The organism is Pseudomonas sp. REST10 (assembly GCF_029542605.1).
Lineage (GTDB): Bacteria > Pseudomonadota > Gammaproteobacteria > Pseudomonadales > Pseudomonadaceae > Aquipseudomonas > Aquipseudomonas khazarica.
In genome coordinates, this window is record NZ_CP035677.1 from 4,705,203 (window position 1) to 4,731,567 (window position 26,365).

General features: G+C 65.0%; 23 protein-coding genes and 1 pseudogene. 9 read left to right on the forward strand and 15 right to left on the reverse strand.

The window, feature by feature from the left end:
- The first annotated feature begins 104 nt into the window (after positions 1 to 104).
- Both EWH21_RS22230 and EWH21_RS22235 read left to right on the forward strand, forming a co-directional pair.
- Positions 105 to 659 (forward strand): YdeI/OmpD-associated family protein, encoded by a 555-nt coding sequence (locus tag EWH21_RS22230; RefSeq protein ID WP_277699353.1) that lies wholly within the window; start codon positions 105 to 107, stop codon positions 657 to 659.
- 81 nt (positions 660 to 740) lie between these two features.
- Complete coding sequence (locus EWH21_RS22235) at positions 741 to 1,127, forward strand: hypothetical protein (protein ID WP_277699354.1); 387 nt, start codon at positions 741 to 743, stop codon at positions 1,125 to 1,127.
- A 130-nt stretch (positions 1,128 to 1,257) separates the two neighbouring features.
- Here the strand turns inward: EWH21_RS22235 and EWH21_RS22240 are convergent, their stop codons facing one another.
- The 9 genes and pseudogenes from EWH21_RS22240 to EWH21_RS22280 all read right to left on the reverse strand — a co-directional run bounded on the left by EWH21_RS22240 (position 1,258) and on the right by EWH21_RS22280 (position 10,589).
- Positions 1,258 to 1,764, reverse strand: a complete 507-nt coding sequence (locus tag EWH21_RS22240) for a phage infection protein (protein ID WP_277699355.1) — start codon at positions 1,762 to 1,764, stop codon at positions 1,258 to 1,260.
- 369 nt (positions 1,765 to 2,133) lie between these two features.
- Positions 2,134 to 2,229, reverse strand: a pseudogene (locus EWH21_RS22245) (hypothetical protein); the annotation flags it as partial.
- 86 nt (positions 2,230 to 2,315) lie between these two features.
- Positions 2,316 to 3,260, reverse strand: a complete 945-nt coding sequence (locus EWH21_RS22250; protein ID WP_047591857.1) for a DMT family transporter — start codon at positions 3,258 to 3,260, stop codon at positions 2,316 to 2,318.
- 270 nt (positions 3,261 to 3,530) lie between these two features.
- Positions 3,531 to 4,952: a two-component system sensor histidine kinase CreC gene (creC, locus tag EWH21_RS22255; protein WP_277699356.1), complete on the reverse strand. Its 1,422-nt coding sequence runs from the start codon at positions 4,950 to 4,952 to the stop codon at positions 3,531 to 3,533.
- Positions 4,953 to 5,095: 143 nt separating this feature from the next.
- Entirely contained in the window at positions 5,096 to 5,776 is a 681-nt protein-coding gene (creB, locus tag EWH21_RS22260) for a two-component system response regulator CreB (protein ID WP_047591855.1), read from the reverse strand.
- 146 nt (positions 5,777 to 5,922) lie between these two features.
- On the reverse strand, positions 5,923 to 6,360 hold the full coding sequence (locus EWH21_RS22265; protein WP_037056309.1) for a CBS domain-containing protein: 438 nt from the start codon (positions 6,358 to 6,360) through the stop codon (positions 5,923 to 5,925).
- Between the two features lie 189 nt (positions 6,361 to 6,549).
- Complete coding sequence (locus EWH21_RS22270) at positions 6,550 to 8,580, reverse strand: methyl-accepting chemotaxis protein (protein ID WP_277699357.1); 2,031 nt, start codon at positions 8,578 to 8,580, stop codon at positions 6,550 to 6,552.
- A 162-nt stretch (positions 8,581 to 8,742) separates the two neighbouring features.
- Entirely contained in the window at positions 8,743 to 9,255 is a 513-nt protein-coding gene (locus tag EWH21_RS22275) for an ATP-dependent zinc protease (RefSeq protein WP_277699358.1), read from the reverse strand.
- A gap of 95 nt (positions 9,256 to 9,350) precedes the next feature.
- Positions 9,351 to 10,589 carry an HD-GYP domain-containing protein gene (locus EWH21_RS22280; protein ID WP_037056302.1) on the reverse strand — a complete coding sequence of 413 codons (1,239 nt, stop codon included), beginning with the start codon at positions 10,587 to 10,589 and terminating at the stop codon, positions 9,351 to 9,353.
- Positions 10,590 to 10,750: 161 nt separating this feature from the next.
- Between EWH21_RS22280 and EWH21_RS22285 the strand changes: the two genes are divergently transcribed.
- The 7 genes from EWH21_RS22285 (at position 10,751) to EWH21_RS22315 (ending at position 18,435) form a co-directional block, all read left to right on the forward strand.
- On the forward strand, positions 10,751 to 11,638 hold the full coding sequence (locus tag EWH21_RS22285; RefSeq protein ID WP_277699359.1) for an acyltransferase: 888 nt from the start codon (positions 10,751 to 10,753) through the stop codon (positions 11,636 to 11,638).
- A gap of 252 nt (positions 11,639 to 11,890) precedes the next feature.
- A complete protein-coding gene (locus EWH21_RS22290; RefSeq protein WP_152489794.1) occupies positions 11,891 to 12,799 on the forward strand; it encodes a glutamate/aspartate ABC transporter substrate-binding protein in 909 nt (302 codons plus the stop codon).
- Between the two features lie 237 nt (positions 12,800 to 13,036).
- Positions 13,037 to 13,783 (forward strand): amino acid ABC transporter permease, encoded by a 747-nt coding sequence (locus EWH21_RS22295; RefSeq protein ID WP_037056294.1) that lies wholly within the window; start codon positions 13,037 to 13,039, stop codon positions 13,781 to 13,783.
- Positions 13,780 to 14,448 carry an ABC transporter permease subunit gene (locus tag EWH21_RS22300; protein WP_172979188.1) on the forward strand — a complete coding sequence of 223 codons (669 nt, stop codon included), beginning with the start codon at positions 13,780 to 13,782 and terminating at the stop codon, positions 14,446 to 14,448. The genes EWH21_RS22295 and EWH21_RS22300 overlap by 4 nt, the downstream gene beginning before the upstream one ends.
- Positions 14,445 to 15,179, forward strand: coding sequence for an amino acid ABC transporter ATP-binding protein (locus EWH21_RS22305; protein ID WP_037056288.1), 735 nt, complete (start codon positions 14,445 to 14,447; stop codon positions 15,177 to 15,179). Before EWH21_RS22300 ends, EWH21_RS22305 begins: the two co-directional genes overlap by 4 nt.
- A gap of 74 nt (positions 15,180 to 15,253) precedes the next feature.
- Positions 15,254 to 17,119, forward strand: a complete 1,866-nt coding sequence (locus tag EWH21_RS22310; RefSeq protein WP_277699360.1) for an ATP-binding protein — start codon at positions 15,254 to 15,256, stop codon at positions 17,117 to 17,119.
- Positions 17,116 to 18,435, forward strand: a complete 1,320-nt coding sequence (locus EWH21_RS22315) for a sigma-54 dependent transcriptional regulator (protein ID WP_037056283.1) — start codon at positions 17,116 to 17,118, stop codon at positions 18,433 to 18,435. Before EWH21_RS22310 ends, EWH21_RS22315 begins: the two co-directional genes overlap by 4 nt.
- 104 nt (positions 18,436 to 18,539) lie before the next feature.
- Here the strand turns inward: EWH21_RS22315 and fdhA are convergent, their stop codons facing one another.
- The 6 genes from fdhA to EWH21_RS22345 all read right to left on the reverse strand — a co-directional run bounded on the left by fdhA (position 18,540) and on the right by EWH21_RS22345 (position 26,299).
- Positions 18,540 to 19,739 (reverse strand): formaldehyde dehydrogenase, glutathione-independent, encoded by a 1,200-nt coding sequence (fdhA, locus tag EWH21_RS22320; protein ID WP_037056281.1) that lies wholly within the window; start codon positions 19,737 to 19,739, stop codon positions 18,540 to 18,542.
- A gap of 163 nt (positions 19,740 to 19,902) precedes the next feature.
- The gene (purU, locus tag EWH21_RS22325; protein WP_047592001.1) at positions 19,903 to 20,766 is read right to left on the reverse strand and encodes a formyltetrahydrofolate deformylase; all 864 of its coding nucleotides are present in this window, start codon (positions 20,764 to 20,766) and stop codon (positions 19,903 to 19,905) included.
- 127 nt (positions 20,767 to 20,893) lie between these two features.
- The gene (gene soxG / locus EWH21_RS22330; RefSeq protein ID WP_037056277.1) at positions 20,894 to 21,523 is read right to left on the reverse strand and encodes a sarcosine oxidase subunit gamma family protein; all 630 of its coding nucleotides are present in this window, start codon (positions 21,521 to 21,523) and stop codon (positions 20,894 to 20,896) included.
- Positions 21,516 to 24,539, reverse strand: coding sequence for a sarcosine oxidase subunit alpha (locus EWH21_RS22335; protein WP_277699361.1), 3,024 nt, complete (start codon positions 24,537 to 24,539; stop codon positions 21,516 to 21,518). Before EWH21_RS22335 ends, soxG begins: the two co-directional genes overlap by 8 nt.
- Positions 24,536 to 24,862: a sarcosine oxidase subunit delta gene (locus EWH21_RS22340; RefSeq protein WP_037056275.1), complete on the reverse strand. Its 327-nt coding sequence runs from the start codon at positions 24,860 to 24,862 to the stop codon at positions 24,536 to 24,538. The genes EWH21_RS22335 and EWH21_RS22340 overlap by 4 nt, the downstream gene beginning before the upstream one ends.
- A 186-nt stretch (positions 24,863 to 25,048) precedes the next feature.
- Complete coding sequence (locus EWH21_RS22345; protein WP_037056274.1) at positions 25,049 to 26,299, reverse strand: sarcosine oxidase subunit beta family protein; 1,251 nt, start codon at positions 26,297 to 26,299, stop codon at positions 25,049 to 25,051.
- Positions 26,300 to 26,365: the final 66 nt, after the last annotated feature.

Here is a 26,365-nt window from a genome sequence, read left to right on the forward strand (position 1 = left end):
AGGATTTCCAGCATGACCCGGAAGGTCATCCATCGAGACCGCCCGCAGCCTGTGCGCCATTGCGCGTCCATCCATGGCCAGGCGTACTGAACGGAGGGTTTGCCGTGACGACAGCCGATGTGAAATGCCGCTTCGAAGCAAGGCTTCTGCGCCCGGCAAAGCCTGCCGGCGACAGGTCATGGACGTTCGTGGTACTGCCGAGGGAGGCCAGCGAACAGCTGCCAAGACGCGGCAGGACGACCGTTGCCGGCAGGCTCAATGGCCACCCGTTCCAGGCGACCCTTGAGCCGGATGGCCAACTGAGCCATTGGCTGCAGGTCAGCAGCGCCCTGCAGGAAGCCGCAGGCGCGGCCGCCGGGGATGTCGTGACACTGGAGCTCGCCCCTGTCGCCAGCGAACCCGAACCCGAGATCCCGGCGGATCTGCAGGCGGCACTGGCAGCCATCCCTCGAGCCTGTGAAGTGTGGAACGCCACGACGACCATCGCGCGCGTAGACTGGATACACTGGATCACGTCAGCCAAGCAGCTCAAGACGCGCGACAAGCGCATTGCCGATGCTTGCGACATGCTGGCATCCGGCAAGAAACGGGTCTGCTGCTTCGATCAGTCGGGTTACTACAGCAAGGCTTTCCGAGCGCCCGAAGCGGAAGACTCCTAAATGACGAACGGCGTTGAAACGCCTGACACCTGAGTCGCTTCGCTCATCGAACCCTCCCCTTCCCCCAGACGCCATGGCCCTATGACCAATCCATACCAACCCCCTCAGTCGACCCTCGAAGGCGGATCGGCTCAGGGTGGCAGCGCCACCACGGCCACCCGCCTGATCGTGGGACTGATCTGTGCACTCATTGCGGCGGCGCTGCCGATGCTGGTCATCCCTTCGTTTCAGCAGGTCTTCGACAGTTTCGGGGCCCAACTACCGCTGATGACGCAGCTCGCCCTGAGCTACCACCTGTGGCTCTGGGTGCTGCCGATATTGGTGATCGCGGCGTTCCTGTTCTGGCCCAAGGCCGAACGCCGGCCATTGGCCGCCTGCCTGACGGGCGTCATCGGCCTGACGCTGGCCATCAGCGTCATGATCCTGGCGATGTACCTGCCTGTTTTCGCGCTGGGCCAGGCCATCTGAAGGGATCGGCGGGCAAGGCCATGGCGCTACAGCAACCCGAGGATAGCGCCCACGCAGAACGTGGACGCTATCGATAAACGACGAAGGCGCCCGGATAGGCGCCTTCAGTCGAAGCGGAGTGAAGCGTCGATCAGGCAGTGCGACTGGCGCCCACTCGCTCGGCACCGCCTTCGGCGACACGATCGGCACCAACGCGGTCAGCACCATCCTCGGCGACACGAAAGCGCTCGAGAGTACGTTCGGCCCCGCCTTCTGCAATGCGATTGACGCCTACACGCTCGGCACCGCCCTCGGCGACACGATCAGCACCGACGCGATCAGCGCCATCTTCGGCGACACGAAAGCGCTCGAGAGTGCACTCGGCCCCGCCTTCTGCAATGCGGTTGACGCCTACGCGCTCGGCACCGCCCTCGGCGACACGATCAGCACCGACGCGGTCAGCACCGTCCTCCGCGACACGGAAGCGCTCGAGGGTGCGTTCGGCGCCCCCTTCGGCCACTCGGTCCGCACCCACGCGGTCAGCGCCGTCTGCAGCGACGACAGGGGCAGCGACGGACTGAACGGAAATCTGCGGCGCGGCGAAAGCGCTGGCGGAAAGTGCGGCGATAACGAGGCTGGCGAGGATTTGCTTTTTCATGATCAGGCTCCTGGATGAGGCTGGAAAGTGAGTACGGAACCTATGCTACTCGCATTAAATCGATTAAATAGCGCAAATAAACGAGGCAATGAATCGAATAAATAGATATTTATTCAAACAAGCAAGAAGACATCAGCGGCGAACCGCGTCAGTCATCGGTCGTTGAACAAATCGCTCCACGCGTAATCCGGGGTTGAGGGGCGTGACACTGCAGCGCTGGTGGACCGGATGTCGTCAGTGGCGAAGCAGGTTGCATGCGGGCGCTGTCAGGCACCGTCCCGTGGGAGGCGCTTCAGCGGCGACAGGGCCATGTAGCGGGCATGGCTGTCCCTCCACACACTGGGCAGCACCAGCACGGATTGGTGCCACGCGCCCGCCATTGGGGCGCGGCAGGGAATAGGAGCGTCCGGTCAGGCGTGCCAGCACGTAATCGGGAATGGCTTCGCCTTGGTTGAGCAGGCACAGCAAGTAGCCCGGACTGTAAGCCACCAGGGTAGAACACAGCGCCCCAGGAATTCACAGATGATGGGGTTCGCGTTGCTCTCCCCATCCTACAAAGCTCGACTCTTCTTCAGCGCTATTAGAACCCCAACGATCAGCACCACCATTCCCGATAGGGTCGTAATACCGGGGACGTCACCGCGCCATATAAACAGATAGGCCATTGCGGCCAGTGTTTCCAGCACGATCAATTGACCAACCAGTGCAGGTGGGAGGCGCCGGCTGGCTTCATTCCAGCACACGGTCGCCAGCCAGGAAGAAAATAGCGCCATCACGACTATGACAAGAATGAAATAGCCGGGCTCCGGCCCAAGCGGCATTTCAAAGTCGCCATCCTGGATGGCGAAAAATGACCACAGGCAAAGGAGGCCGATGATAGCCATAGGCAACGTAACGATGCCCTGTGCGGTGGCCCAGGTTCTTGCACTGCCGCTGGAGTTCTCCCTGAGCCAGTCTGCATTGCGCAATGGATACCACGTCCAGCATGCTACAGCGGCTATGGCCAGTAATACTCCAAAGCCATAACTCCATTGATCAAAGCCTTCATGCCCCAGCCTTCCTCCCAGTTCGGCTTGGTTTACGCATATCACCCCTATGATGATCAGCGCCGTAGAAGGCAATAGTTTCATCCAAGGTAATCTGGTTGCCTGTGCAGTCCGCTGCAAATTAGCAGCCACAGCAATAACTACAGGCAACGTACCTATAATCATAGTGCTCAAGGCTCCACCTGTACGCTGGATGGAGCTTGCCAAGCAGAAGTAATACAAGAAATTCCCAACAGCCGATAGAAGTGCAGCCACCAGCCAATCGTTGCGCGAAAGTTTCAGTAAGGCGGCACGATCAAGCCAAGCCAAAGGCAGTGCAATGAGTCCATATGCCAGATAACGCCCGATGGAAATAAGCAGTGCCGGGTAGTCCGGTAACAGCAATGGCCCAATGAATACCAGCCCCCACATCATGCCGGCAATCAGCGCACAAAGAGCACCCACCCACATATATATTCTCAACACAAGAAAATAACGGCCGCGACATTACCACGTACGACATTAGCTGCCAGATGAACAATTTATGGGTGCAATATTAAGTATGTTCAACAACACGTAGCCGGACAGCCACTTCCAAGGGTGGATGAGAGAAGCGTCATCCACCCTACGGTAACTCGTCGCGTAGGGTGGACAACGCGAAGCTTGTCCACTCTGCCTGGCTTGAGCGCAGCGAAAACTGGAACCCCACATAGGATGTGGTTTCGCGTTGCGCTACCCATCCTATGTGGGCAGCGTCAGGCGTACTTCTACGCCCCCATCGACGTTACCGACCTGCAGCTCGCCGCCATGCAGTTCGGCCACTTCCTGGACGAAGTTGAGGCCAAGCCCCGTGCTCTTGCGCCCGCCATTGGGGCGCGGCAGGGAGTAGAAGCGCTCGGTCAGGCGTGCCAGCGCGTAATCGGGAATGGCTTCGCCCTGGTTGAACAGGCGCAGCACGACACCCTCGCCCCGGCGTTCGGCGGCGATACGGATGCGCCCGCCGGGTGGCGTGAAGTCCAGGGCATTGTCCAGCAGGTTGGCCAGCGCCTGACGCAGCAGGAAGCGCTCGCCCCGCAGGCTGAGGCCCGCCGGCAGCGCCTCTTCGACCTGCAGACCGGCGGCGGTGATGCGTGCCTGCTGCGCCTGCAGCAGCTCGTCGACCAGAGCCCTCAGCGCGACTGTCACGCGCTCCTCCAGCCCCTGGCGCTGCTCCACCTGAGCCAGATGCAGCAGGCGCTCGATGAGGTTCTGCAGGCGTGCGCTTTCCTGCTGGATATTGGCCACGAAGCGCTGGCGCTGCTCCACCGGCATGTCGCCCTCGAGCAGTTCGGCGGCGCCCCGGATGGCGGCCAGTGGGCTCTTCAGCTCATGCGTCAGGGTGTGCACGTAGCGCTCGACGTAGGCCTTGCCCTCCAGCTCGGTGCGCATGCGCTCGACTGCCACGGCCAGTTGCCCCAGCTCGCCACCCCGTACCTGCGGCGCCTCGGCGCGCTGACCCTCGCTGACCGCCTGGGCATAGCGCGTCAGCTTGCCCAGTGCGGCGCTGAGCCACCAGGACAGCGCCGCGCCAATCAGCAGACCGAGGCCGATCAAGCCAGCGCCGAGCCAGGCCAGGCGGTTCTGCGAGCGCTCGATGTAGGGTTGCAGGGTGCGGTTGGGCTTGGCCACCGAGACCACGCCGATGATCCGCTCGCCATCCTTGATCGGTGCCGCCACGTACATGACCGACGAATCGGGGTCGTTCGGGTCTTCGCGGGTGGAACGGGCACCGTACTGGCCGCGCAGGGTCAGCAGCACATCGTTCCAGCGCGAGTAGTCCTGACCGACCGCCTGGCCGGCAGAGTCGAGCAGGACGATGCCCTGGCCGTCGGTGACGTAGATGCGGTGGTTGACCTCGGCCTTGGTCAGTCCCCAGATGGTCGCCTGCGGCTGGCGCCGGCCATAGGCCTCCAGTGCCTCTGGCAGGCGGCCCTGGCCGAGGGTACCGGCCTTGACCTCGTCCCGCAGGATTTCCGCCAGCAGGTTGGCGGTATCGACCAGAGTCTCCTCGGTACTCTGGCGCACGCCGGGACGAATCTCGTCCATCACCGTGCTGAGCACGAACCAGCCCGCCAGGCCGACGAAGAGGAAGTAGACGAGGAAGATGCGAACGCCCAACGGCATGGTAGGAGCCTCTCTACGGTCTCGCGAACTGGAGGGAAAGGGTGATGCAAACGCCCGAGGACGCGGAGTTTACAAGGGTGAACGAGCATTCCGAAGGCACCTGCAACGCCGCTCGACCGAGCCTGGCAGATCGAGTAAAGGCGCTAGGCCGCCGGCTCGAAGCTGTAGCCCAGGCCACGATGGGTCTGGATCGGCTCCTCGGTGGCGGCAACGCTGCGCAGCTTGGCCCGCAGGCTCTTGATGTGACTGTCGATGTTGCGCTCGTAACCGGCTTCGCTGGGCACGCCGAGCGCGTCGAGCAGCTGTTCGCGGGAGAACACTCGCCCCGGCTGGCCGAGCAAGGTGCGCAACAGGCGAAACTCGTGGCGGGTCAGGCTCAGCGCCTGGCCGTGGTAGTGGATGCGAAAGGCTGCGTCGTCGATCTGGAAAACGCCTGGCGCGGCGCTCTCCGTGGTTTCGCGCGGCACCATGCGCCTGAGGATGACCTTGACCCTGGCGGCCACCTCGCGCGGGCTGAAGGGCTTGACCACATAGTCGTCGGCGCCGATCTCCAGGCCCACCACGCGATCGATCTCTTCACTGCGCGCGGTGAGGAAGATCACCGGCACCTCGGAAAAGCGCCGCAGGCGTTTGCACACCTCGAAGCCGCTGATATCCGGCAGGCCGACGTCGAGGATGGCCAGGTCGAAACGCCCGCTCTCCAGCAGGGTCAGCGCCTCGCTGCCGAGGCTCGACCAGTGAGTGGTGAAGCCTTCGGCCTGCAGGGCATAGACCAGGGTGTCGGCAATCGCGGCTTCGTCTTCGACTATGAGTATCTGCGGCATCGGGCATCCTGCACCTGGGGTTCGACGGCAGGAGACTGCCGAGGGCGGCGGCGGGCGTCAAGCGCAGGCGGGGGCAACCCGCCGGGACGCCGTTGACGGGCTGCAACTGCCATGGGATGGGGGCACCGCGACGCGCTCGGGCAGGCTCAGTGCTCGCCGCGAATGTACTGTTCCAGCTGGCGAATCAGGTCGGCCTGTTCGGCGATGGTTTCCTTGACCAGGTCACCGATGGAGAGCAGGCCGATCAGCTCGCCCTCGGCCAGCACCGGCAAGTGGCGCAGACGGCGCTCGGTCATCAGCTCCATGCAGTGCTGCAGGCTGTCGCGCGGGCCGACGCTGATCACGTCGCGAGTCATGATTTCGCTGACCTTGGCCGCCAGCATGGAGCGCTCGGCCAGGGCCACCTTGCGCACGTAGTCGCGCTCGCTGACGATGCCCACCAGCCGCCCGCCAGACAGCACCACCAGGGCGCCGATGCCCTTCTCGGACATGATGCGCAGGCCATCGAGCAGGGAGTCGTCGGCATCGATGCTGTAAAGAAGGGCGTTCGACTTGGTTCTGAGGACTTCGGCGACCGTTTTCATGCTGGGGCTCCGTGTGGTTTGCATTGTTTTTAGCAGAGTTGGCCAGCCAGGTCAGCTCAGGAGCTACACGAAAGATCGCCGAATGCCGTTCAGGCCGGCCAGAACAGGCGAGGACCGGGCCGGGCTGGCGCTCCGGCCCGGCTCCGGCGCCGCATCAGCGCACCGCTGTTTTCGGCTGCAACCCCAACCTCAGTCGAGGCTGAAACGCCCGGTATTCTGCGCCAGCCCTTCGCTGCCACGGCGCAACTGCTCGGCCGCGCTGCTGACGGCCTGGGCGCCATCGAGCAACTGCCCTGCGGCCTGATCGACCTGCTGGATGTTGCCGCTGACCTCATCGGCCGTGGCGGCCTGCTGCTCGGCCGCCGTGGCGATCTGCGCCAGGCGGTCGCTGACCCGCTGCACGGAATCGACGATGTTCTGCAGCTCGTCGCCCATGGCCAGCACGCTGCCGATATCGCCGTCGGCCTGGGAGCAGGCGTCCTCCATCAGCGTGACCGACTGGCCGACCACGCGTTGCAGGTTGTCCACGGTCTGGGCGATCTCCTGGGTCGAGTCCTGGGTGCGCTTGGACAGCGAGCGAACCTCGTCCGCGACCACGGCGAACCCGCGCCCCGCCTCGCCAGCGCGGGCGGCCTCGATGGCGGCATTGAGCGCCAGCAGGTTGGTCTGTTCGGCGATACCCTTGATCACCTCGACCACCCGGTTGATCTGCTGCGTCTGCTCACGCAGCTCCTGCAACGCCGCGGCGCTGTCGCCCAGGCGGCTGCTGAGCTGGCGCATGCTGGCGCTGGTGCGCTCGCTGCGCTGGTTGCTGCTCAGCGCCACCTCGCGGGTCTGCTGCGCTTCCACGGCCGCCTGCTCGCAGCTTTGCGCCACGCTCTGCGCGGTGGCGGCCATCTGCGTGGCGGCGGTGGCGATCTGGCTCATCTGCGCCTGTTGCTGTTCGACGGCGTCCAGCGCGTGCTGGGCCTGGCCACCGAGCAGCTGCACCGTGCTGTCGAGCTGCTGACTCTCGCGGTTGACCCCTTGCAACGAGTCGCGCATCTGCTCGACGGCGATGTTCAATGCCTGGGCGATGGCCGCCAGATCGTCGCGTCCGTTCACTTCCATGCGCACGCGCAGGTCACCGTCACGCAGGCCACGCGCGGCCTCGATGATGTTGCCGGTGCTGATGCGAATCGAAGCGTTCAGGCACAGCATCACGTACATCGCCAGCAGGGTGAGCAGGACGAACGCGCCGACCACCTCGATCATCGTGTTCAGCGCCCGTTGCCGATAGCCACCGAGGCTGACGGAGAACTGCTGATAGATCGCCTGCTGCAAGTCCTGCAGCTGCACTTGCAGGGCTTCGACACGCTGGATGAACTGCTCGGGCGTCAGCGCCATGGGGCTGGCCTCGAACATGTCGCGGTCGATCTGGGCAAGAAAATCGTCGAAGGCCTTGAGCGAGGCGTCGAAGGGCCCGCTCAGCTGGCGCATGGCCTGCGGGGCCTCGCGTGACAGGGTGGTCTGCGCCTTGACCAGCTGCGCCTGCTGCTCGTCCAGGCTGCGGCGCAGGTCGCGGATCAGCACCCGGCTCTGCAGGGTGAAATGCTGCGAGACCACGGCGCCATGCCCCTGCGCGGCGAAGGTGCCGAGCTGCTCGAGCAGGCGCGGCATGATGTAGGTGATCTGCTCCATCATCAGGTAGGTGTCGAGATTCGGATCGAGAATCAGGGCACTGTCGGTCGCCACCTGCTCGCGCAGTGCGATCAGATGCAGCAGGGTCTTCTGGTAGCGCTCCAGCGCATCGGGCAGCGCCACCTTCTTCAGCGCCTCCGCACGCAGGCTGTCGCGCTCGCCCTGCAGGGCCTGGAAGTGCTCGCGCGCCTGGGCGCTGATCAACGCGCTCTGCAGCGGCTCGGCCGCCTGCTCCAGGGCTGCATCGAGCTGCGCTTCACGCTGGCGCAGCTGCCCTTCGGCGGCGTCTTCGGTGCCCTTCCAGCGGGCGAACAGGGTGCGCTGGGCAATCAGCTCCTGCTGCACCTTGGCCATGCGCTCGAGCGCCTGCGCACCCTCGACCTCGCGGTCGACGAAATCCAGGCGCGAGAGGGAATCGCTGCTGATCACCCAGAGCGCATAGCCCAACGGCAATGCGAACAACAGGAACACCAGCTGGAACTTGTGGGCAAAACTGAAACGCTGCAGCAGCCGTACACCCGGCTTGAGTACTCCCGTCATGACGACACCTCAGTGACCTAATGGGCCTACAGGCCTGGCAAACAATTGCAGTTAGCAAGAAGCAGGCCCGGCGCCCCATGGCGCGAGGAAGTCGTTACAGGGCACTCCGAATGAGTGTAATGGCCAATGGGAATCAGCCTTTTCCGAAATGCGACAATTAACTCAGCATTGGGGACGGTCGCGGGTGTATCGCTCGGCCGGGTCCACCGCTGCACCAAGATCGCGCATGGCGCTGGCGCCGATCAGCAGCGGATAGCTGAAGGTACGTCGATCGGTCAGATTGATCTCGATGGTGTGCTCCTCGTCGCCCAGGCAGATCGGCATCTCGATCACCGGGCGCTGCGAGTAGGCGACCTCCTGCGTACCGGCTTCGCCCCCTTCCTCGGCGCGCTTCTTGATCTCGGCGATGCGCACCAGCGGATGTTCGTACAGGGTATCGTCGGCACCGTCCACGGCCAGACGGAAGCGCACCCAGTCCTCGCCGTTGCGGGTGAAGGGTTCGATGTCCTTGGCGGACAGCGAGGCGGTCATGGCGCCCGTGTCCATCTTGGCCTTGAGGGTCTTGCCCAGGTCCGGGAGCTTGATCAGTTCGTAGCGACCGTAGAGATCGGGTTGCTGGTTGGCCATGGCTGGCAGACTGATGGCAGCGGCCAGCAGGAGCAGAGCATATTTCAAGGATCGGTCCTCTCGTTTGCGGTGACCGAATCTACGACTGCCCTGCCCGGGCCATGTTCCCCGCCAAGCGTTACCGCATGCTACATCCTCAGGCGCTAGCGCCCACGGCCTTCCAGCTCCATCCCGGTCCACAGCTCGTCGAGGCGCTCGAAGCCCCACTCCTCGGCGGACTCGCGCCCGACGATACGGTCCTGATCGGTGATCTTGCTCAGATCGACGACGCTCTGCGGCAACGGCACGCGCGACTTGGCCGAGAAGAACACCTTGACCCTGGGCGCCAGCAACGCCTTGGGGTTCTGCTCCATGACCACGGCCAGGCGGCCGCTCTGCAGGCGCACCAGCGCGCCGACCGGGTAGATGCCGACGGTCTTGACGAAGGCCTGGAACACCAGCTCGTCGAAGTGGCCCTTCCACTCGGCCATCTTGCGGATCGACTCCGCCGGGTCCCAGCCCGCCTTGTACGGACGGTTCGAGGTGATGGCGTCGTACACGTCGCACACCGCGCCCATCTTCGCCAGCAGGCTGATCTGCTCGCCCTGCAGGCGATGGGGGTAGCCACTGCCGTCGATCTTCTCGTGGTGGTGCAGGCAGACGTCCAGCACCAGCGCGCTGACCTGCTTGCTGGCGATGAGGATGTTGCCGCCCTCCTCCGGGTGCTTGCGCACGGCGGCGAACTCGCCGTCGGTGAGCTTGCCGGGCTTGTCCAGCAGGTCCTGCGGCACCGCCATCTTGCCGATGTCGTGCAGCAGGCCGGCCAGCCCCGCCTCACGCACGGCCGCCTCTGGCAGGCCGAGCTGACGGGCCAGCGCGATCATCAGCGCGCACACCGCGACCGAGTGCATGTAGGTGTATTCGTTGCTGTGCTTGAGCCGCGCCAGACTGATCAGCGCATTGGGGTGGCGCATCACCGACTGGGAGATCTCCTCCACCAGCGACTCGGCCTGATCGAACTGCAGCGCCTGGCCCATGCGTGCATCGCTGAACATGTCCACCACTGCCTGCTTGGAGCGGGCGCACAGCTTGACCGCCTGCTCCAGCTCCTGCTCCATCGACAGGTTCCTGACCTTGGGTGGCTCGATGGCGGCCAGCAGGCGGGCCTGTGCCTCGCATTCGACCTCGGCCTCGGTGGCGGCCTGCACACCGGCGGCGACGTCAGCCCCCTTGCTGACGTCGATCCACAGTTCGCTGATCGCGCTGTCGCGAATGCGTGCGAGATCCTTTTCGGAGTTGAGGACGAACTTGGATTTCCAGAAGGGGTGATCCATCCACGAACCACAGAATTCCTGAATGAACATTCCGACACGAAGATCGGTGACGGCGATCCGCTTGAGCATGGCATGTACCGAAAGATGAGAATGCCTTCCCTGACCAGGCTACTTCCGATGAGGCTCATGGGTATATAGCCTCTCAACTGGCAATAGGCCAGTCAGCAGCGCTTTGAGCAAAGCGTCGCGCTTGCATAAGATGGCCGCTCACCGCCTGCCATGGAGTCGACATGCGCCCCCTGCTGACCGGCCTTGCGAACGTCGTTCTGCTACTCGCCAACACCCTGATCCTGATCGGCCCGTTGCTGCTGATCGCGCTGGGCAAATTCGTGCTGCCCGGCCAGGCCGCGCGCGACGCCTGCTCGCGCGGCGTGATGTGGGTCGCCGAATTCTGGGCCGAGAACTGCAAGCGCATCTTCGCCCTGCTGACCCCGACCCGCTGGGACATTCGCGGCAATGCCGAATTGCGCCAGGACTGCTCCTACCTGGTGATCAGCAACCATCAGTCCTGGGTCGACATTCCCGCGCTGGTCCAGGCGTTCAACCGCAAGACGCCCTACTTCAAGTTCTTCCTCAAGCAGGAGCTGATCTGGGTGCCGTTCCTCGGCCTGGCCTTCTGGGCGCTGGATTACCCCTTCATGAAGCGCTATTCCAGGGCGTTCCTGGAGAAGAACCCGCACATGAAAGGCAAGGACCTGGAGATCACCAAGGCGGCTTGCGAGAAGTTCAAGCGCCTGCCCGTCACCGTGGTCAACTACCTGGAAGGCACCCGTTTCACCCCGGCCAAGCAGGCGCAGCAGCAGTCGCCGTACCGCTATCTGCTCAAGCCCAAGGCGGGTGGCGTGGCCTTCGTCCTCGCCGCTCTGGGCGAGCAGCTGGACGCCGTGCTGGACGTGACCCTGGTCTACCCCGACCAGCAGGTACCAGGCTTCTGGGACCTGCTCAGCGGCCAGGTCGCGAAGGTCATCGTCGACATCCGCACGCTGCCTCTCGACCCCACGCTGTGCCGCGGCGACTACGAGAACGACCCCGCCTTCCGCCAGCAGATGCAGGACTGGGTGTCCGCACTGTGGCAGGCCAAGGACGCGCGCATCGCCGACCTGCGCCACGACGCCTAGCCATGACCGGCTTGTCGTTCGGTTTTCCGAATGCCGCGCAGCGCGATGGTCGGAAGGTCGAACGAACAGGCATCTCGCCCCGCTCGGGCAATAAATTTAATTTCTTTAAAATCAATCACTTGAAATAAAAACAAGGTCCTCGAAAGCGCTGGCATGCAACCTGCTCAGGTCCCCCTCAGGAATGCGATAGACCTTCCGTGAGCAAAGTGGCGTGAGCACGCCATCACAACAACAATACCGAGGACTCGATTCATGCGTACCTTCCACCGTGTACTGAGCGTGGCCGTCGCTGCAGCCATTCTCTCCACTCCGGCCATCGCAGAGGAGCTGACCGGCACCCTGAAGAAGATCAAGGACACCGGCACCATCACCCTGGGCCACCGCGACTCCTCCATCCCCTTCTCCTACTTCGGCGACAACTCGCGCAAACCCATCGGCTACTCCCACGATCTGCAACTGAAAGTGGTCGAGGCGCTGAAACAGGAACTGGGCCTGCCTGACCTCAAGGTACGCTACAACCTGGTGACTTCGCAGACCCGTATTCCCCTGGTGCAGAACGGCACCGTCGACCTGGAATGCGGCTCCACCACCAACAACGTCGAGCGCCAGCAGCAGGTCGACTTCTCGGTCGGCATCTTCGAGGTCGGCACCCGCCTGCTGGCCAGGAACAGCAGCGGCATCAAGGATTTCGGCGACCTCAAGGGCAAGAACGTGGTGACCACCGCCGGTACCACCTCCGAGCGCCTGATCAAGTCGATGAATGCCGAGAAGCAGATGGGCATGAACGTGATCTCGGCCAAGGACCACGGGGAGTCCTTCCTGATGCTCGAGTCCAACCGCGCCGTGGCCTTCATGATGGACGACGCCCTGCTCGCCGGCGAGATGGCCAAGGCCAAGAAGCCTGACGACTGGAGCGTGGTCGGCACGCCGCAGTCCTTCGAGGTCTACGGCTGCATGCTGCGCAAGGGCGACGAGGCCTTCAAGAAGGTGGTCGACAAGGCCATCAGCGACACCTTCGCTTCCGGCGAGATCAACGAGATCTACGCCAAGTGGTTCCAGCAGCCCGTCCCACCGAAGGGCCTGAACCTGAATTTCCCCATGAGCGACGAGCTGAAGCAGCTGATCGCCAACCCGACCGACAAATCCGCAGAACAGATTTGACGGTGATGCGCCGCCACGCTCACGAGGCGTGACGGCGCGGGGACTCCGGGGAGGCCTGCGGCCTCCCCAACCTAACTCCTGACGAAGCCGAGACCATCCGCCCACACGGATACGGGGAACTGTCGCCCGCTTTCGCGCTTCGCCAACGTATTCACGATCTCGCCAGCGAGCATCTGCCTTCGACACAGCAGAGCCGACGCGCAGCAGATCGTTTCCTCAGCAGAGGGGAAAGTTGCAATGAATTACAACTGGGACTGGGGCATCTACTTCAAGTCCACCGGCATCGGCAGCGAGACCTACCTGGACTGGTTCGTCACCGGCCTGGGCTGGACCATCGCCATCGCCCTGGCAGGCTGGCTGATCGCCCTGGCGCTCGGCGCGCTGCTCGGCGTCATGCGTACCCTGCCGAACCGCTGGCTGTCCGGCCTGGCCACCGCCTACGTGGAAATCTTCCGCAACGTGCCGCTGCTGGTGCAGCTGTTCCTCTGGTACTTCCTGGTGCCGGACCTGCTGCCGGAACCCCTGGAGCTGTGGTTCAAGCAGGACCTCAACCCGGCCACCTCGGCCTATCTCTCGGTCGTCGTGTGCCTCGGCCTGTTCACCGCGGCGCGGGTCTGCGAACAGGTGCGCACCGGTATCCAGGCATTGCCCAGGGGCCAGCTGGCCGCCGGCTACGCGCTGGGTTTCCGCCTGCCGCAGATCTACCGGGACGTGCTGCTGCCACAGGCGTTTCGCATCATCATCCCGCCGCTGACCAGTGAATTCCTCAACATCTTCAAGAACTCCTCAGTGGCCTCGCTGATCGGCCTGATGGAGCTGCTGGCGCAGACCAAGCAGACCGCCGAGTTCAGCGCCAACCTGTTCGAGGCCTTCACCCTGGCCACGCTGATCTACTTCACCCTGAACATGAGCCTGATGCTGCTGATGCGCCTGATCGAGAAGAAGGTCGCGGTGCCGGGCCTGATTTCCGTAGGAGGCAAGTGATGGACTTCAGCCAAATCGTTCCGGCGCTGCCGGGGCTGTGGGACGGCATGCTGATCACCCTGCAGCTGATGGTCCTCGGCGTGCTCGGCGGCGTGGTGCTGGGCACCCTGCTGGCCCTGATGCGCCTGTCGCACAGCCGGCTGCTGGCGAACATCGCCGCCACCTACGTCAACTACTTCCGCTCGATCCCGCTGCTGCTGGTGGTCACCTGGTTCTACTTCGCGGTGCCCTTCATCCTGCGCTGGATCACCGGCGAGGACACGCCGGTCGGGGCGTTCAGCTCCTGCCTGGTGGCCTTCGTGATGTTCGAGGCTGCCTACTTCTGCGAGATCGTCCGCGCCGGCATCCAGGCCATCCCCAAGGGCCAGATGGGCGCCGCCTCGGCGCTGGGCATGAGCTACGCGCAGAGCATGCGCCTGATCATCCTGCCGCAGGCCTTCCGCAAGATGACCCCGCTGCTGCTGCAGCAGAGCATCATCCTCTTCCAGGACACCTCGCTGGTGTACACCGTGGGTCTGATGGACTTCCTCAACGCCGCCCGCTCGCGTGGCGACATCATCGGCCAGCCCCACGAGTTTCTGATTTTCGCCGGCCTGGTCTACTTCACCGTCAGCTTCGCCGCCTCGCAACTGGTCAAGCTTCTGCAGAAAAGGTTAGCCGTATGATTGCCATCAAGAACGTCAACAAGTGGTACGGGGACTTCCAGGTGCTGACCGAGTGCAGCACAGAAGTGAAGAAGGGCGAAGTGGTCGTGGTCTGCGGCCCGTCGGGTTCGGGCAAGTCGACCCTGATCAAGTGCGTCAACGCGCTGGAGCCCTTCCAGCAGGGTGACATCGTGGTCGACGGCACCTCCATCGCCGACAAGAAGACCAACCTGCCCAGGCTGCGCTCGCGCGTCGGCATGGTGTTCCAGCACTTCGAGCTGTTCCCGCACCTGTCGATCACCGAGAACCTCACCATCGCCCAGGTCAAGGTGCTCGGCCGCAGCAAGGACGAGGCCACCGAGAAGGGCCTGGCCCTGCTCGACCGTGTCGGCCTCGCCGCCCACGCGCACAAGCACCCGGGCCAGCTCTCCGGCGGCCAGCAGCAGCGCGTGGCGATCGCCCGTGCGCTGGCCATGGACCCGGTGGTGATGCTGTTCGACGAACCCACCTCGGCGCTCGACCCGGAGATGGTCAACGAGGTGCTCGATGTGATGGTGCAGCTGGCCCAGGAAGGCATGACCATGATGTGCGTGACCCACGAGATGGGCTTCGCACGCAAGGTCGCCGACCGGGTGATCTTCATGGACCGCGGGCAGATCGTCGAGGACTGCGCCAAGGAAGAGTTCTTCGGCGACATCAATGCCCGCTCCGAACGCGCGCAGCAGTTCCTGGCGAAGATTCTCCAGCACTGAGCGCCCACGGACGCCGCCGGGTGCGCACGCCGCACCCGGCGCGGCGCTCATCTGGCCAGACAGGGATGACTGTGATGCAATGCCTGCCCGCCAGTACTCACGCCGACCTGATCGTGAAAACGCGCCTGCTTCGCCATCTCTCGCTGGCCTGCCTGCTCCTCCTGCTGGTGCTTGGCAGTGGCTATGCGGCCTATCTGCTGAGTGACCGCAGCGGTATCCAGACGCTGGCCGAAAGCGGCGAGCGCCAGCTCGAACTGAATGCCCGCGCGGTGGAAAGCGAGATCACCAAGTACACCTACCTGCCCAGCCTGCTGGAGCTGGAAGGCAACGTCTCGCGCCTGCTGCAGTTCCCCACGGCGTACCGCAGGCATCACGTCAACCAGTACCTGGCCGGGCTGAACCAGCGCAGCGGCAGCCTGGCCATCTACGTGCTCGACCTGGACGGGCGGGTCATCGCCACCAGCAACTGGGACCGCGCCGACAGCTACCTCGGCGAGGACCTGTCGTTCCGTGCCTACTACCAGGATGCCGTACAGGGCAAGGCCGGCCGCTTCTACGGCATCGGCAGCACCACCGGCGAGGCGGGCTACTACCTGTCTCACGGGTTGCGCGAAGACGGCAAGGTGATCGGCGTGGCGGTGGTCAAGGTGCGCCTGGACACCCTCGAAGAGCGCTGGCAGCGCGCCCACCTGGAAGCCTACGTCAGCGACGAGAACGGCATCATCATCCTCTCCAGCAAGCCGGAGCGCCGGCTCAAGGCCGTGCAGGCGCTGGACGACGCCAGCCGCGAACGCCTGGCGCGCAGCCTGCAGTATCACTGGGCGGCGCTGGAGGAGCTGCAGTTCGCCGGGCGTGAAGCGCTCGGCGACGACCTGGAACAGATCAGCCTCGACCACGACGGCAGCATCACCCGCTACCTGCTGCAGACTCGCCCGCTGGTCGACACGCCCTGGCACCTGACGCTGCTCAGCCCGCTGCAGGAGCAGCGCAGCGCCGCCCTGCTCAATGCCCTGCTGGCGGCGGTGGCCTGCGCGCTGCTGGCCTTCCTGCTGATCGCCTGGAACGAACGGCGCAAGGTCATCGCCACCCGCCTGGCCGCACGCGAAGCGCTGCAGGCGGCCAACGACGAACTGGAACGCAAGATCACCGAGCGCACCGCCGACCTGCAGGCCAGCAACGCACGCCTGCTGGCGGAAGTGAGCGAGCGCGAGCAGGCCGAAACCACCCTGCGCCAGGCCCAGGACGAGCTGGTCCAGGCCGGCAAGTTGGCCGTGATCGGGCAGATGTCCACCAGCATCGCCCATGAGCTCAACCAGCCACTGGCGGCCCTGCGCACGCTGTCGGCCAACACCGTGCGCTTTCTCCAGCGCGGCGCGCTGGATGTCGCCAGCAGCAACCTGCAGAACATCGCCGAGCTGGTCGACCGCATGGGCAAGATCACCGCCAGCCTGCGCGCCTTCGCCCGCCGTGCCGGCGACCAGGGCGAAGCCTCGCTGCAGCAGGCGGTGGACGCCGCGCTGTTGCTGCTGCATCCGCGCCTGCAGCGCACCCGGGTGAAGATTCACCAGGAGTTCGCCGAGGCGCGCCTGGCCATCGAGCAGATTCGCCTGGAACAGATCCTGGTCAACCTGATCAGCAACGCCGTCGACGCGCTGCAAGCGCAAGGCGACCGGCATATCTGGCTGAGCGGCAACGCCGAAGCCGAGCACTACCTGCTGGAAATCCGCGACAACGGTCCCGGCATCGCGCCGGAAACCCGCGCCCATCTGTTCGAACCCTTCTTCACCACCAAGCCGGGCGAACAGGGCCTGGGGCTCGGCCTGACTCTCTCGGCCAGCCTCGCCGCCGCCGCCGGTGGCAGCCTCACCGTGCGCCACCCGGAAGAAGGCGGTACCGCCTTCGTCCTCAGCCTGCCCTATCCGCGAGAGCCACAAGCATGAGCGACCGCCTCACCGTCCTGATCGTCGAAGACGACCCCCATGTGCTGCTCGGCTGCCAGCAGGCCCTGGCCCTGGAAGACATTCCCAGCATCGGCGTGAGCAGCGCCGAGGAAGCCCTGGCCCAGGTCGACAGCGACTTCGCCGGCATCGTCGTCAGCGATATCCGCCTGCCCGGCATCGATGGCCTGGAGCTGCTGACGCGCCTCAAGCAACGCGACGCCAGCCTGCCGGTGGTACTGATCACCGGCCATGGCGACATCGGCATGGCCGTGGGGGCGATGCGCGACGGCGCCTATGACTTCATGGAGAAGCCGTTCTCGCCGGAACGCCTGGTCGACGTCGCCCGCCGCGCCCTGGAGCAGCGCGCCCTGGCCCGCGAGGTCAGCGCCCTGCGCCGCCAGCTGGCCGGGCGCCAGGCACTGGAGCAGCGCATCATCGGCCGCTCGCCGGCCATGCAGCAGTTGCGCGAGCTGATCGCCAACGTCGCCGACACCAACGCCAACGTGCTGATCGAGGGCGAAACCGGCACCGGCAAGGAACTGGTCGCTCGCTGCCTGCACGACTTCAGCCGGCGGCAGAGCAAGCAGTTCGTCGCGCTCAATTGCGGCGGCCTGCCGGAAAGCCTGTTCGAGAGCGAGATATTCGGCCACGAGGCGCATGCCTTCACCGGCGCCGGCAAGCGCCGCATCGGCAAGATCGAGCACGCCGACGGCGGCAGCCTGTTCCTCGACGAAATCGAGAGCATGCCGCTCAACCTGCAGATCAAGCTGCTGCGCGTGCTGCAGGAGCACAGCCTGGAGCGCCTCGGCTCGAACCAGTCGGTCGCCGTCGACTGCCGGGTGATCGCCGCGACCAAGTCCGACCTCGATGAACTGGGCAAACGTGGCGAGTTCCGCAGCGACCTGTACTACCGGCTGAACGTGGTGACCCTGGAACTGCCGCCGCTGCGCGAGCGCCGCGAGGACATCGCCCTGCTGTTCGAGCACTTCCTGCAGTTGGCGGCGCTGCGTTTCGACCGCGCCGTGCCCGAGCTGGACCGCCAGACCCTGGCCGCGCTCAGCGCCCACGACTGGCCAGGCAACGTGCGCGAACTGCGCAACGTCGCCGAGCGCTTTGCCCTCGGCCTGCCGGTGTTCAAGAAAAGCGGCCAGGCCGACAACAACACGCTGGGCTTCAACGAGGCCGTGGAAGCCTTCGAGCGCAGCCTGCTCAGCGCTGCACTGGAACGCCACGCCGGCAACCTCAGCCAGGCCGCGCAGACGCTGGGCATGGCCAAGACCACGCTGTTCGACAAGGTGAAGAAGTACGGCCTGTAGGTGCAACTTCAGCCGCGCAACGCCTCATCAACCTTGCAAAGGAAAAAAGGGAGCCCGCAGGCTCCCGAAAAAGGCGCGGACCAATGCGCCCAGGGCCGTGAAACTCAGGCTGCGCTGAAGGTCTTGTGCGGGTCGATGACGAATTTCTTCGGCACCCCGGCATCGAACTCGCCATAGCCGCGCGGCGCGTCGTCCAGGTTGATCACCTGCACGCCCACCACTTCGGCGATGTTGATGCGGTCCCACATGATGGCCTGCATCAGCGCACGGTTGTATTTCATCACCGGGGTCTGGCCGGTGTGGAAGCTGTGCGACTTGGCCCAGCCGAGGCCGAAGCGAATGCTCAGGCTGCCGATCTTGGCGGCGGCATCGACCGCGCCCGGATCTTCGGTCACGTACAGGCCGGGGATGCCGATCTTGCCGGCGACGCGGGTCACCTGCATCAACGAGTTGAGCACGGTGGCCGGTGCCTCGTGCTTGGCCCCCTCGTGGCCATGACCACGGGCCTCGAAGCCCACGCAATCGATGGCGCAATCGACTTCCGGCTCGCCCAGCAGGTCGGCGATCTGCTCGTGCAGCGGGGTGTCCTTGGACAGGTCGGCGATCTCGAAGCCCTGGGCCTTGGCATGCGCCAGACGCGCCGGATTGAGGTCGCCGACGATGACCACGGCGGCACCCAGCAGGCGCGCCGAGGCGGCGGCAGCCAGGCCGACGGGGCCGGCGCCAGCGACGTAGACGGTGCTGCCCGGACCGACACCGGCGGTCACGGCACCGTGGTAGCCGGTCGGCAGGATGTCGGACAGGCAGGTCAGGTCGCGGATCTTCTCCATGGCCTTGTCGCGGTCCGGCAGCTTGAGCAGGTTGAAGTCGGCGTAGGGCACCAGCACGTATTCGGCCTGGCCACCGGTCCAGTCGCCCATGTCGACGTAACCGTAGGCGCCACCGGCACGCGCCGGGTTGACGGTCAGGCAGACGCCGGTGTGCTGCTCCTTGCAGGAGCGGCAACGGCCGCAGGCGACGTTGAACGGAACGGAAACCAGATCACCGATCTGCAGGCGCTCGACGTCGCGGCCCTTCTCGATCACCTCGCCGGTGATCTCGTGGCCCAGCACCAGGCCGACCTGAGCGGTGGTACGGCCGCGCACCATGTGCTGGTCGGAGCCGCAGATGTTGGTGGAAACGACTTTCAGGATGACGCCGTGCTCGATCTTCTTGCCGCGCGGGTCCTGCATCTTCGGGTAGTCGATCTTCTGCACTTCGACCTTGCCCGCACCGAGATAAACCACACCACGATTACCAGACATGCGTAACTCTCCTTTCTTTTTGTGGATACAAGGCGCGACCGAAGGGCCACGCGGCCTTGCACTGGAGCTTCTTTCGTCTGTTGCCGGTCACCGCCGGTAAAGCCTGGCAGGGCGGTGAGCGAGAATTTCCCCGGTTTGCGTCCGGGTTACCGGTGATCCGCCCTCAGGCGTTGAGCACCACCGTGCGGTTGGCGTTGAGGAACACGCGGCGATCGATGTGATGACCGACCGCACGCGCCAGGGTCAGGCACTCGATGTCACGCCCCTTGGCGATCAGGTCCTCGGGGTAATGGGCGTGATCCACCGCCTCCACGCCCTGGGCGATGATCGGCCCCTCATCGAGGTCGTTGTTGATGTAGTGCGCCGTGGCACCGACCAGCTTGACCCCCTTCTGGTAGGCCTGGTGATAGGGCTTGGCGCCCTTGAAGCCGGGCAGCAGCGAGTGATGGATATTGATCGCCCAGCCATCGAGCTTCTTGCACAGCTCGGGCGACAACACCTGCATGTAGCGGGCGAGCACCACCAGTTCGGCGCCGGTATCCTCGATCACCTTGAGCACCTTGCGCTCCTGCGCCGGCTTGTCGGCCGGGTCGAGCGGGAAATGGTGATAGGGAATGCCATGCCAGCGCGCCAGCGGCTCGAGGTCCGGGTGGTTGGAGACCACCGCCACCACATCCATGGCCAGTTGGCCGATGCGCTGGCGATAGAGCAGGTCATTGAGGCAGTGATCGGCCTTGGAGACCATCAGCACGACCTTGGCGCGGTAGCCCGGCGGGGTCAGCTCGACCTGCATCTGGAACGGCGCCAGGCGCTCGGCCAGGCCGTCGCGGAAGGCCTGCTCGTCGAAGCCGTCCGGCTGACGAAACTCCACGCGGATGAAGAAGCGCGACGACAGCCGATCATCGAAGCTGTGGTGCTCGGTGACGTAGCAGTGCTGCTCGAAGAGAAAGCGCGTCACCGCGTCCACGGTGCCGAGCACGCTCGGGCAGTGAGCGGTGAGAATCCAGGTATCGGGGGTGCGGCCCATAACAATCTCCGAGACAAACTCCGTTGCTGTTCACCCCTCTCCCATTCATGAGAGAGGGGTCGGGGAGAGGGCTATCCGAGTCAACGCGGTCTGCCCTTCCCGCCTCCCCAGAGGGAGCCGTTGGATATCAAGCCTCGACCGCCAACCCGTACTCGGCGCAGGCATCCTGCAGCCACAGCCAGAAGTAGTCGGCGAAGCTGCGCCGGATCACCAGCTCCCAGGTGTCCTCGCCGACATGGCGAATCACCAGCTGCGACTTGGCGAACACGGTGCCCACCGCCTTGCCGACCGGGAAGTTGCTCGGGTGCACGTCGTAGGACGTGGACTTCATCAGCATCTCGCGCACCTTGGGCCCGGAGAGCTGCAGCAGGGTCTGCCCGCCGCTGACGTTGACCACCGAGAACAGCTGGCCGTCCAGCGCCTCGCGCAGCTTGCGCTCGACGTCGAACTCGGTGCCGCCGGGCACGATCAGCAACCATTCGTCAGGGCCGAGCCACTGCAGCGAGGTGTCGCCATCAGCCACCAGGGTCAGCGCCACCGGCAGTTCCAGGCCGACGGCCTTGTGGATGCCACCGGAGAACGCCGCATCCCTGGCGTCGCCACGGATCACCAGATGACCGCGCAGCTTCTTCTCGCGCAGGGTCACGCCGGCGCTCTTGCTGCCCTTGCCGGCCAGCTCGTGCAGGCCGGCGTGATGCAGCGGGGATTGCCCGGCGATGTCGGCGGGACGTTGTTGGAACAGGTTGACGTTAGACATTCTGGCGATCCCCTTTCGGGTCATAGAACACGGAGCTGCAGATTTCGGCTTCGATCACGCTGCCATCGACCAGCGGGGCGAACACCCGCTCACCCATGCGCTTGAGCCCGCCCTTGACGACGGCCATGGCGAAGCTGTGACCCATGGCCGCGCTCATGTAGCTGGAGGTGACGTGGCCGACCATCTGCATCGGGATGGACTGTTTCGGGTCGAACACCAGTTGCGCACCTTCCGGCAGCACCTTGTTCGGGTCGACCGGCTTCAGCCCGACCAGCTGCTTGCGGTCTTCACGCAGGCAGTCGTCGCGGTTCATGCCACGCTTGCCGATCCAGGAGAACGGCTTGGTGCGGCCGACGCACCAGCCCATGTTGAGGTCGTCCGGCGTCACCGAGGCGTCGGTATCCTGGCCAACGATGATGAAACCCTTCTCGGCACGCAGCACGTGCATGGTCTCGGTGCCGTAGGGGGTCAGGTCGAATTCCTTGCCCGCCTCGATGATCTGCTCCCACACGCCCAGGGCGTAGTCGGCCTGCACGTTCACCTCGTAGCTCAGCTCGCCGGTGAAGGAGATGCGGAACACCCGCGCCGGCACGCCGCCGACCAGGCCTTCCTTCCAGCTCATGAACGGGAAGGCGTCCTTGTCCAGGTCGATGTCGGTGACCTGGGCCAGCAGCTTGCGGCTGTTCGGGCCGGACAGGGTCATGGTGGCCCAGTGGTCGGTGACCGAGGTGAAGAACACCTTCAGTTCCGGCCACTCGGTCTGGTGGTAGATCTCCAGCCACTCGAGCACGCGCGCCGCGCCGCCGGTGGTGGTGGTCATGACGAAATGGTTGTCGGCCAGACAGGCGGTCACGCCGTCGTCGAAGACCATGCCGTCTTCCTTGCACATCAGGCCGTAGCGGGCCTTGCCCACGTCCAGCTTGGTCCAGGCATTGGTGTAGACGCGGTTGAGGAACTCGCGCGCATCCGGGCCCTGGATGTCGATCTTGCCCAGGGTGGAGGCATCGAGAATGCCCACGCTGTTGCGCACCGCCAGGCACTCGCGGGCCACGGCGGCGTGCAGGTCCTCACCGTTCTTCGGGAAGTACCAGGGACGCTTCCACTGGCCGACGTCCTCGAACTCGGCGCCGTTGCTGACATGCCAGGCCTGCATCGCGGTGTAGCGCTTGGCATCGAACAGCGCACCACAGTGACGACCGGCCACGGCGCCGAAGGTCACCGGGGTGTAGTTCGGGCGGAACATGGTAGTGCCCATCTGCGGGATGCTGATGCCCATGGAACGGGCCGCGATGGCCAGACCGTTGATGTTGCCCAGCTTGCCCTGGTCGGTACCGAAGCCCAGCGCGGTGTAGCGCTTGACGTGCTCGACCGACTCGAAGCCTTCACGGGTAGCCAGCTCGATGCCCGCGGCGGTGACGTCGTTCTGCAGGTCGACGAACTGCTTCGGCGCACGCGCGGTGTTCTTCTCGTGCGGGACCTGGAACAGCGCCAGCATCGGGTCTTCGTTGAGGATGCTGGCCTTCGGCAGGCTGTCGCTGACGGCCTTGTAACCGGTATCCGCGGCGGCCTTGGCACCGGCCTCGAAGCCGTTGGCCAGCACGTCGCCGAGACCGAACACACCGTTCACCGCACCGGCATCGATGCGCTGCTGGATGCCATTGCCCGCACCGGGGACGAAGCCGAGGATGTCCTCGCGCCACTCGGGACGACCGCCCAGGTGGGAAGCCAGGTGCACCACCGGGCTGTAGCCGCCGGAGCTGACGATCAGGTCGCAGTCCACGACTTCGCCGGGGCTGGTGATCTTGTGGCTCTTGACGTCGATGGCACAGATACGGGCGCCGGTGACACGCTTGCTGCCGCGCGCCTCGATCACCGCACTGCCGGTCAGGATGCGCACGCCACGCGAGCGCGCCTCTTCGACCCAGGTACCACGCGGATTGCTGCGCGCGTCGGCCACGGCCACCACCTGGCGACCGGCGTCGAGCCAGTCGAGCACCACGCGGTAGGCGTAATCGTTGTTGGTCGACAGCACCAGGGCCTTGCCCGGCGCCACGCCGTAGCGGCGCACGTAGGTCGACACGGCGCCGGCGAGCATGTTGCCCGGCGCGTCGTTGTTGGCGTACACCAGCGGCCGCTCGTGCGCACCACTGGCCAGGACCACGCGCTTGGCGCGCACGCGGTGCATGCGCTGGCGCGCCTGGCCCATGGGCGCGACTTCGCCGAGGTGATCGGTGAGGCGCTGATGAATGGTCAGGAAGTTGTGGTCGTGATAACCGTTGACCGTGGCACGCGGCAGCAGGGTCACTTCCGGCAGGCTCTCCAGCTCGGCGACCACCTTGGCCACCCAGTCGCTGGCCGGTTTGCCATCGAGGGTCTGCCGGGTGTCGAGCAGGCTGCCGCCGAACTCTTCCTGCTCATCGGCGAGGATCACACGGGCACCACTGCGACCCGCGGCCAGCGCGGCAGCCAGGCCGGCCGGGCCCGCGCCGACGATCAGCACGTCGCAGTGCTGGTTCAGCTGGTCGTAGATGTCCGGGTCGACCTCGGTCGGCGAACGACCCAGGCCCGCCGCCTTGCGGATGTACTTCTCGTAGGTCAGCCACAGGTTCTGCGGGTACATGAAGGTCTTGTAGTAGAAGCCGGGCGGCATCATGCCCCCGCCGACCTTGCCGAGAATGCCCATCAGGTCGGTGTTGACGCTCGGCCAACCGTTGGTGCTGCTGGCCACCAGACCGCCGTACAGGGCCTGCTGGGTGGCGCGCACGTTGGGGATCTGCGTGGCTTCGCGGGAACCGATCTGCAGCACGGCATTGGGCTCTTCGCTGCCGGCCGCGACGATGCCCCGCGGACGCGAATACTTGAAGCTGCGACCGACGATGTCGACACCGTTGGCCAGCAGTGCGGCCGCCAGGCTGTCGCCCGCGTAGCCCTGATAGTTCTGGCCGTTGAAGCTGAAGCTCAGCGGCTGGCTGCGGTCGATACGACCACCCTTGGCAAGACGATTGACCTGGCTCATGCCGTTACTCCTTCTGCCACGGCTTTCTTCTCGGAGGCGCCGGCTGCGGTGACCGAGGGCTGCTCGCCGACCTTGTAGGTCTCGAGGATCTCGTAGGTCACGGTGTGGCGGGTGACGTTGAAATACTTGCGGCAACCGGCCGCGTGCACCCACAGCTCATGGTGGATACCGCGCGGGTTGTCGCGGAAGAACATGTACTCGCCCCACTCGGCATCGCTGCAGGCATCGGGGTCGAGCGGGCGGGCGATATGCGCCTGGCCCTTGGCATGGAACTCCTCTTCGGAGCGCTGTTCGCCACAGTAGGGGCAGAAGATGTGCAGCATGGTGGCCTCCTGAAACGCTCCCCGCTCGCAGATGCCAACGGGGTTTATCTGGTCTCCCCTCGCCCACCCGTGGGCGAGGGGTCGGGGAGAGGGCGTGCGGTGTTGGCCGCGCCACCCTCTCCCGGCCCTTCGGGCCACCCTCTTCCGCAAGCGGGAGAGGGTCATCGGTTTTGCGCTACGCGCGTTTTAGTGAGCCACGGCAGCGGCGCCGTGCTCGTCGATCAGTGCACCGGTGTGGAAACGATCGATGGAGAACGGCTTGGCCAGCGGGTGCATCTCCCCCTTGGCCAGGCTGGCGGCGAACACGTGGCCCGAGCCCGGCGTGGCCTTGAAGCCACCGGTACCCCAGCCGCAGTTGAAGAACAGGTTGTCCACCGGCGTCTTGGAGATGATCGGGCAGGCGTCCGGGCAGGTGTCCACGATGCCGCCCCACTGGCGGTTCATGCGTACCCGCGAAAGCACCGGGAACATCTCGACGATGGCCTGCAGGGTGTGTTCGATGGTCGGGTAGGAGCCACGCTGGCCATAGCCGTTGTAGCCGTCGATACCGGCACCGATGACCAGGTCGCCCTTGTCCGACTGGCTGATGTAGCCGTGCACGGCGTTGGACATGATCACGCTGTCGATGATCGGCTTGATCGGCTCGGACACCAGCGCCTGCAGCGGGTGGGATTCCAGCGGCAGACGGAAACCGGCAAGCCCGGCCATGTGCCCGGAGTTACCGGCAGTGACCACGCCGACGCGCTTGGCGCCGATGAAGCCCTTGTTGGTCTCCACGCCGATCACCGCGCCGTTCTGCTTGCGGAAACCGATCACCTCGGTGTTCTGGATCAGGTCGACACCGGCCGCATCGGCCGCACGGGCATAGCCCCAGGCCACGGCATCATGACGGGCCACGCCGCCGCGACGCTGCACGGTGGAGCCCATGATCGGGTAGCGGGTGTTCTTGCTGCAGTCCAGGTAGGGAATCTCCGCCTCGACCTGCCTGGCGTCGAGCAGCTCGCCGTCCACGCCGTTGAGGCGGTTGGCACTGACGCGACGCTCGGCATCACGCATGTCCTGCAGGGTATGGCACAGGTTGTAGACGCCGCGCTGGGAGAACATGACGTTGTAGTTCAGGTCCTGGGACAGGCCTTCCCACAGTTTCATCGCATGCTCGTAGAGATGCGCGGATTCGTCCCACAGGTAGTTGGAGCGCACGATAGTGGTGTTGCGCGCGGTGTTGCCGCCACCGAGCCAGCCTTTCTCGACCACCGCGACGTTCTTCACGCCAAACTCCTTGGCCAGGTAGTAGGCGGTGGCCAGGCCATGACCGCCACCGCCGACGATGACCACGTCGTACACCGGCTTGGGCGTCGGATTGCGCCACATGCGCTGCCAGTTCTCATGGTGGCTGAACGAGTGCTTGAACAGGCCGAAGCCGGAATAACGTTGCATGGGCATGCTCCAGTTTTTACTCCCCTCTCGCGCTTGCGGGAGAGGGGCCGGGGGAGAGGGTCACTT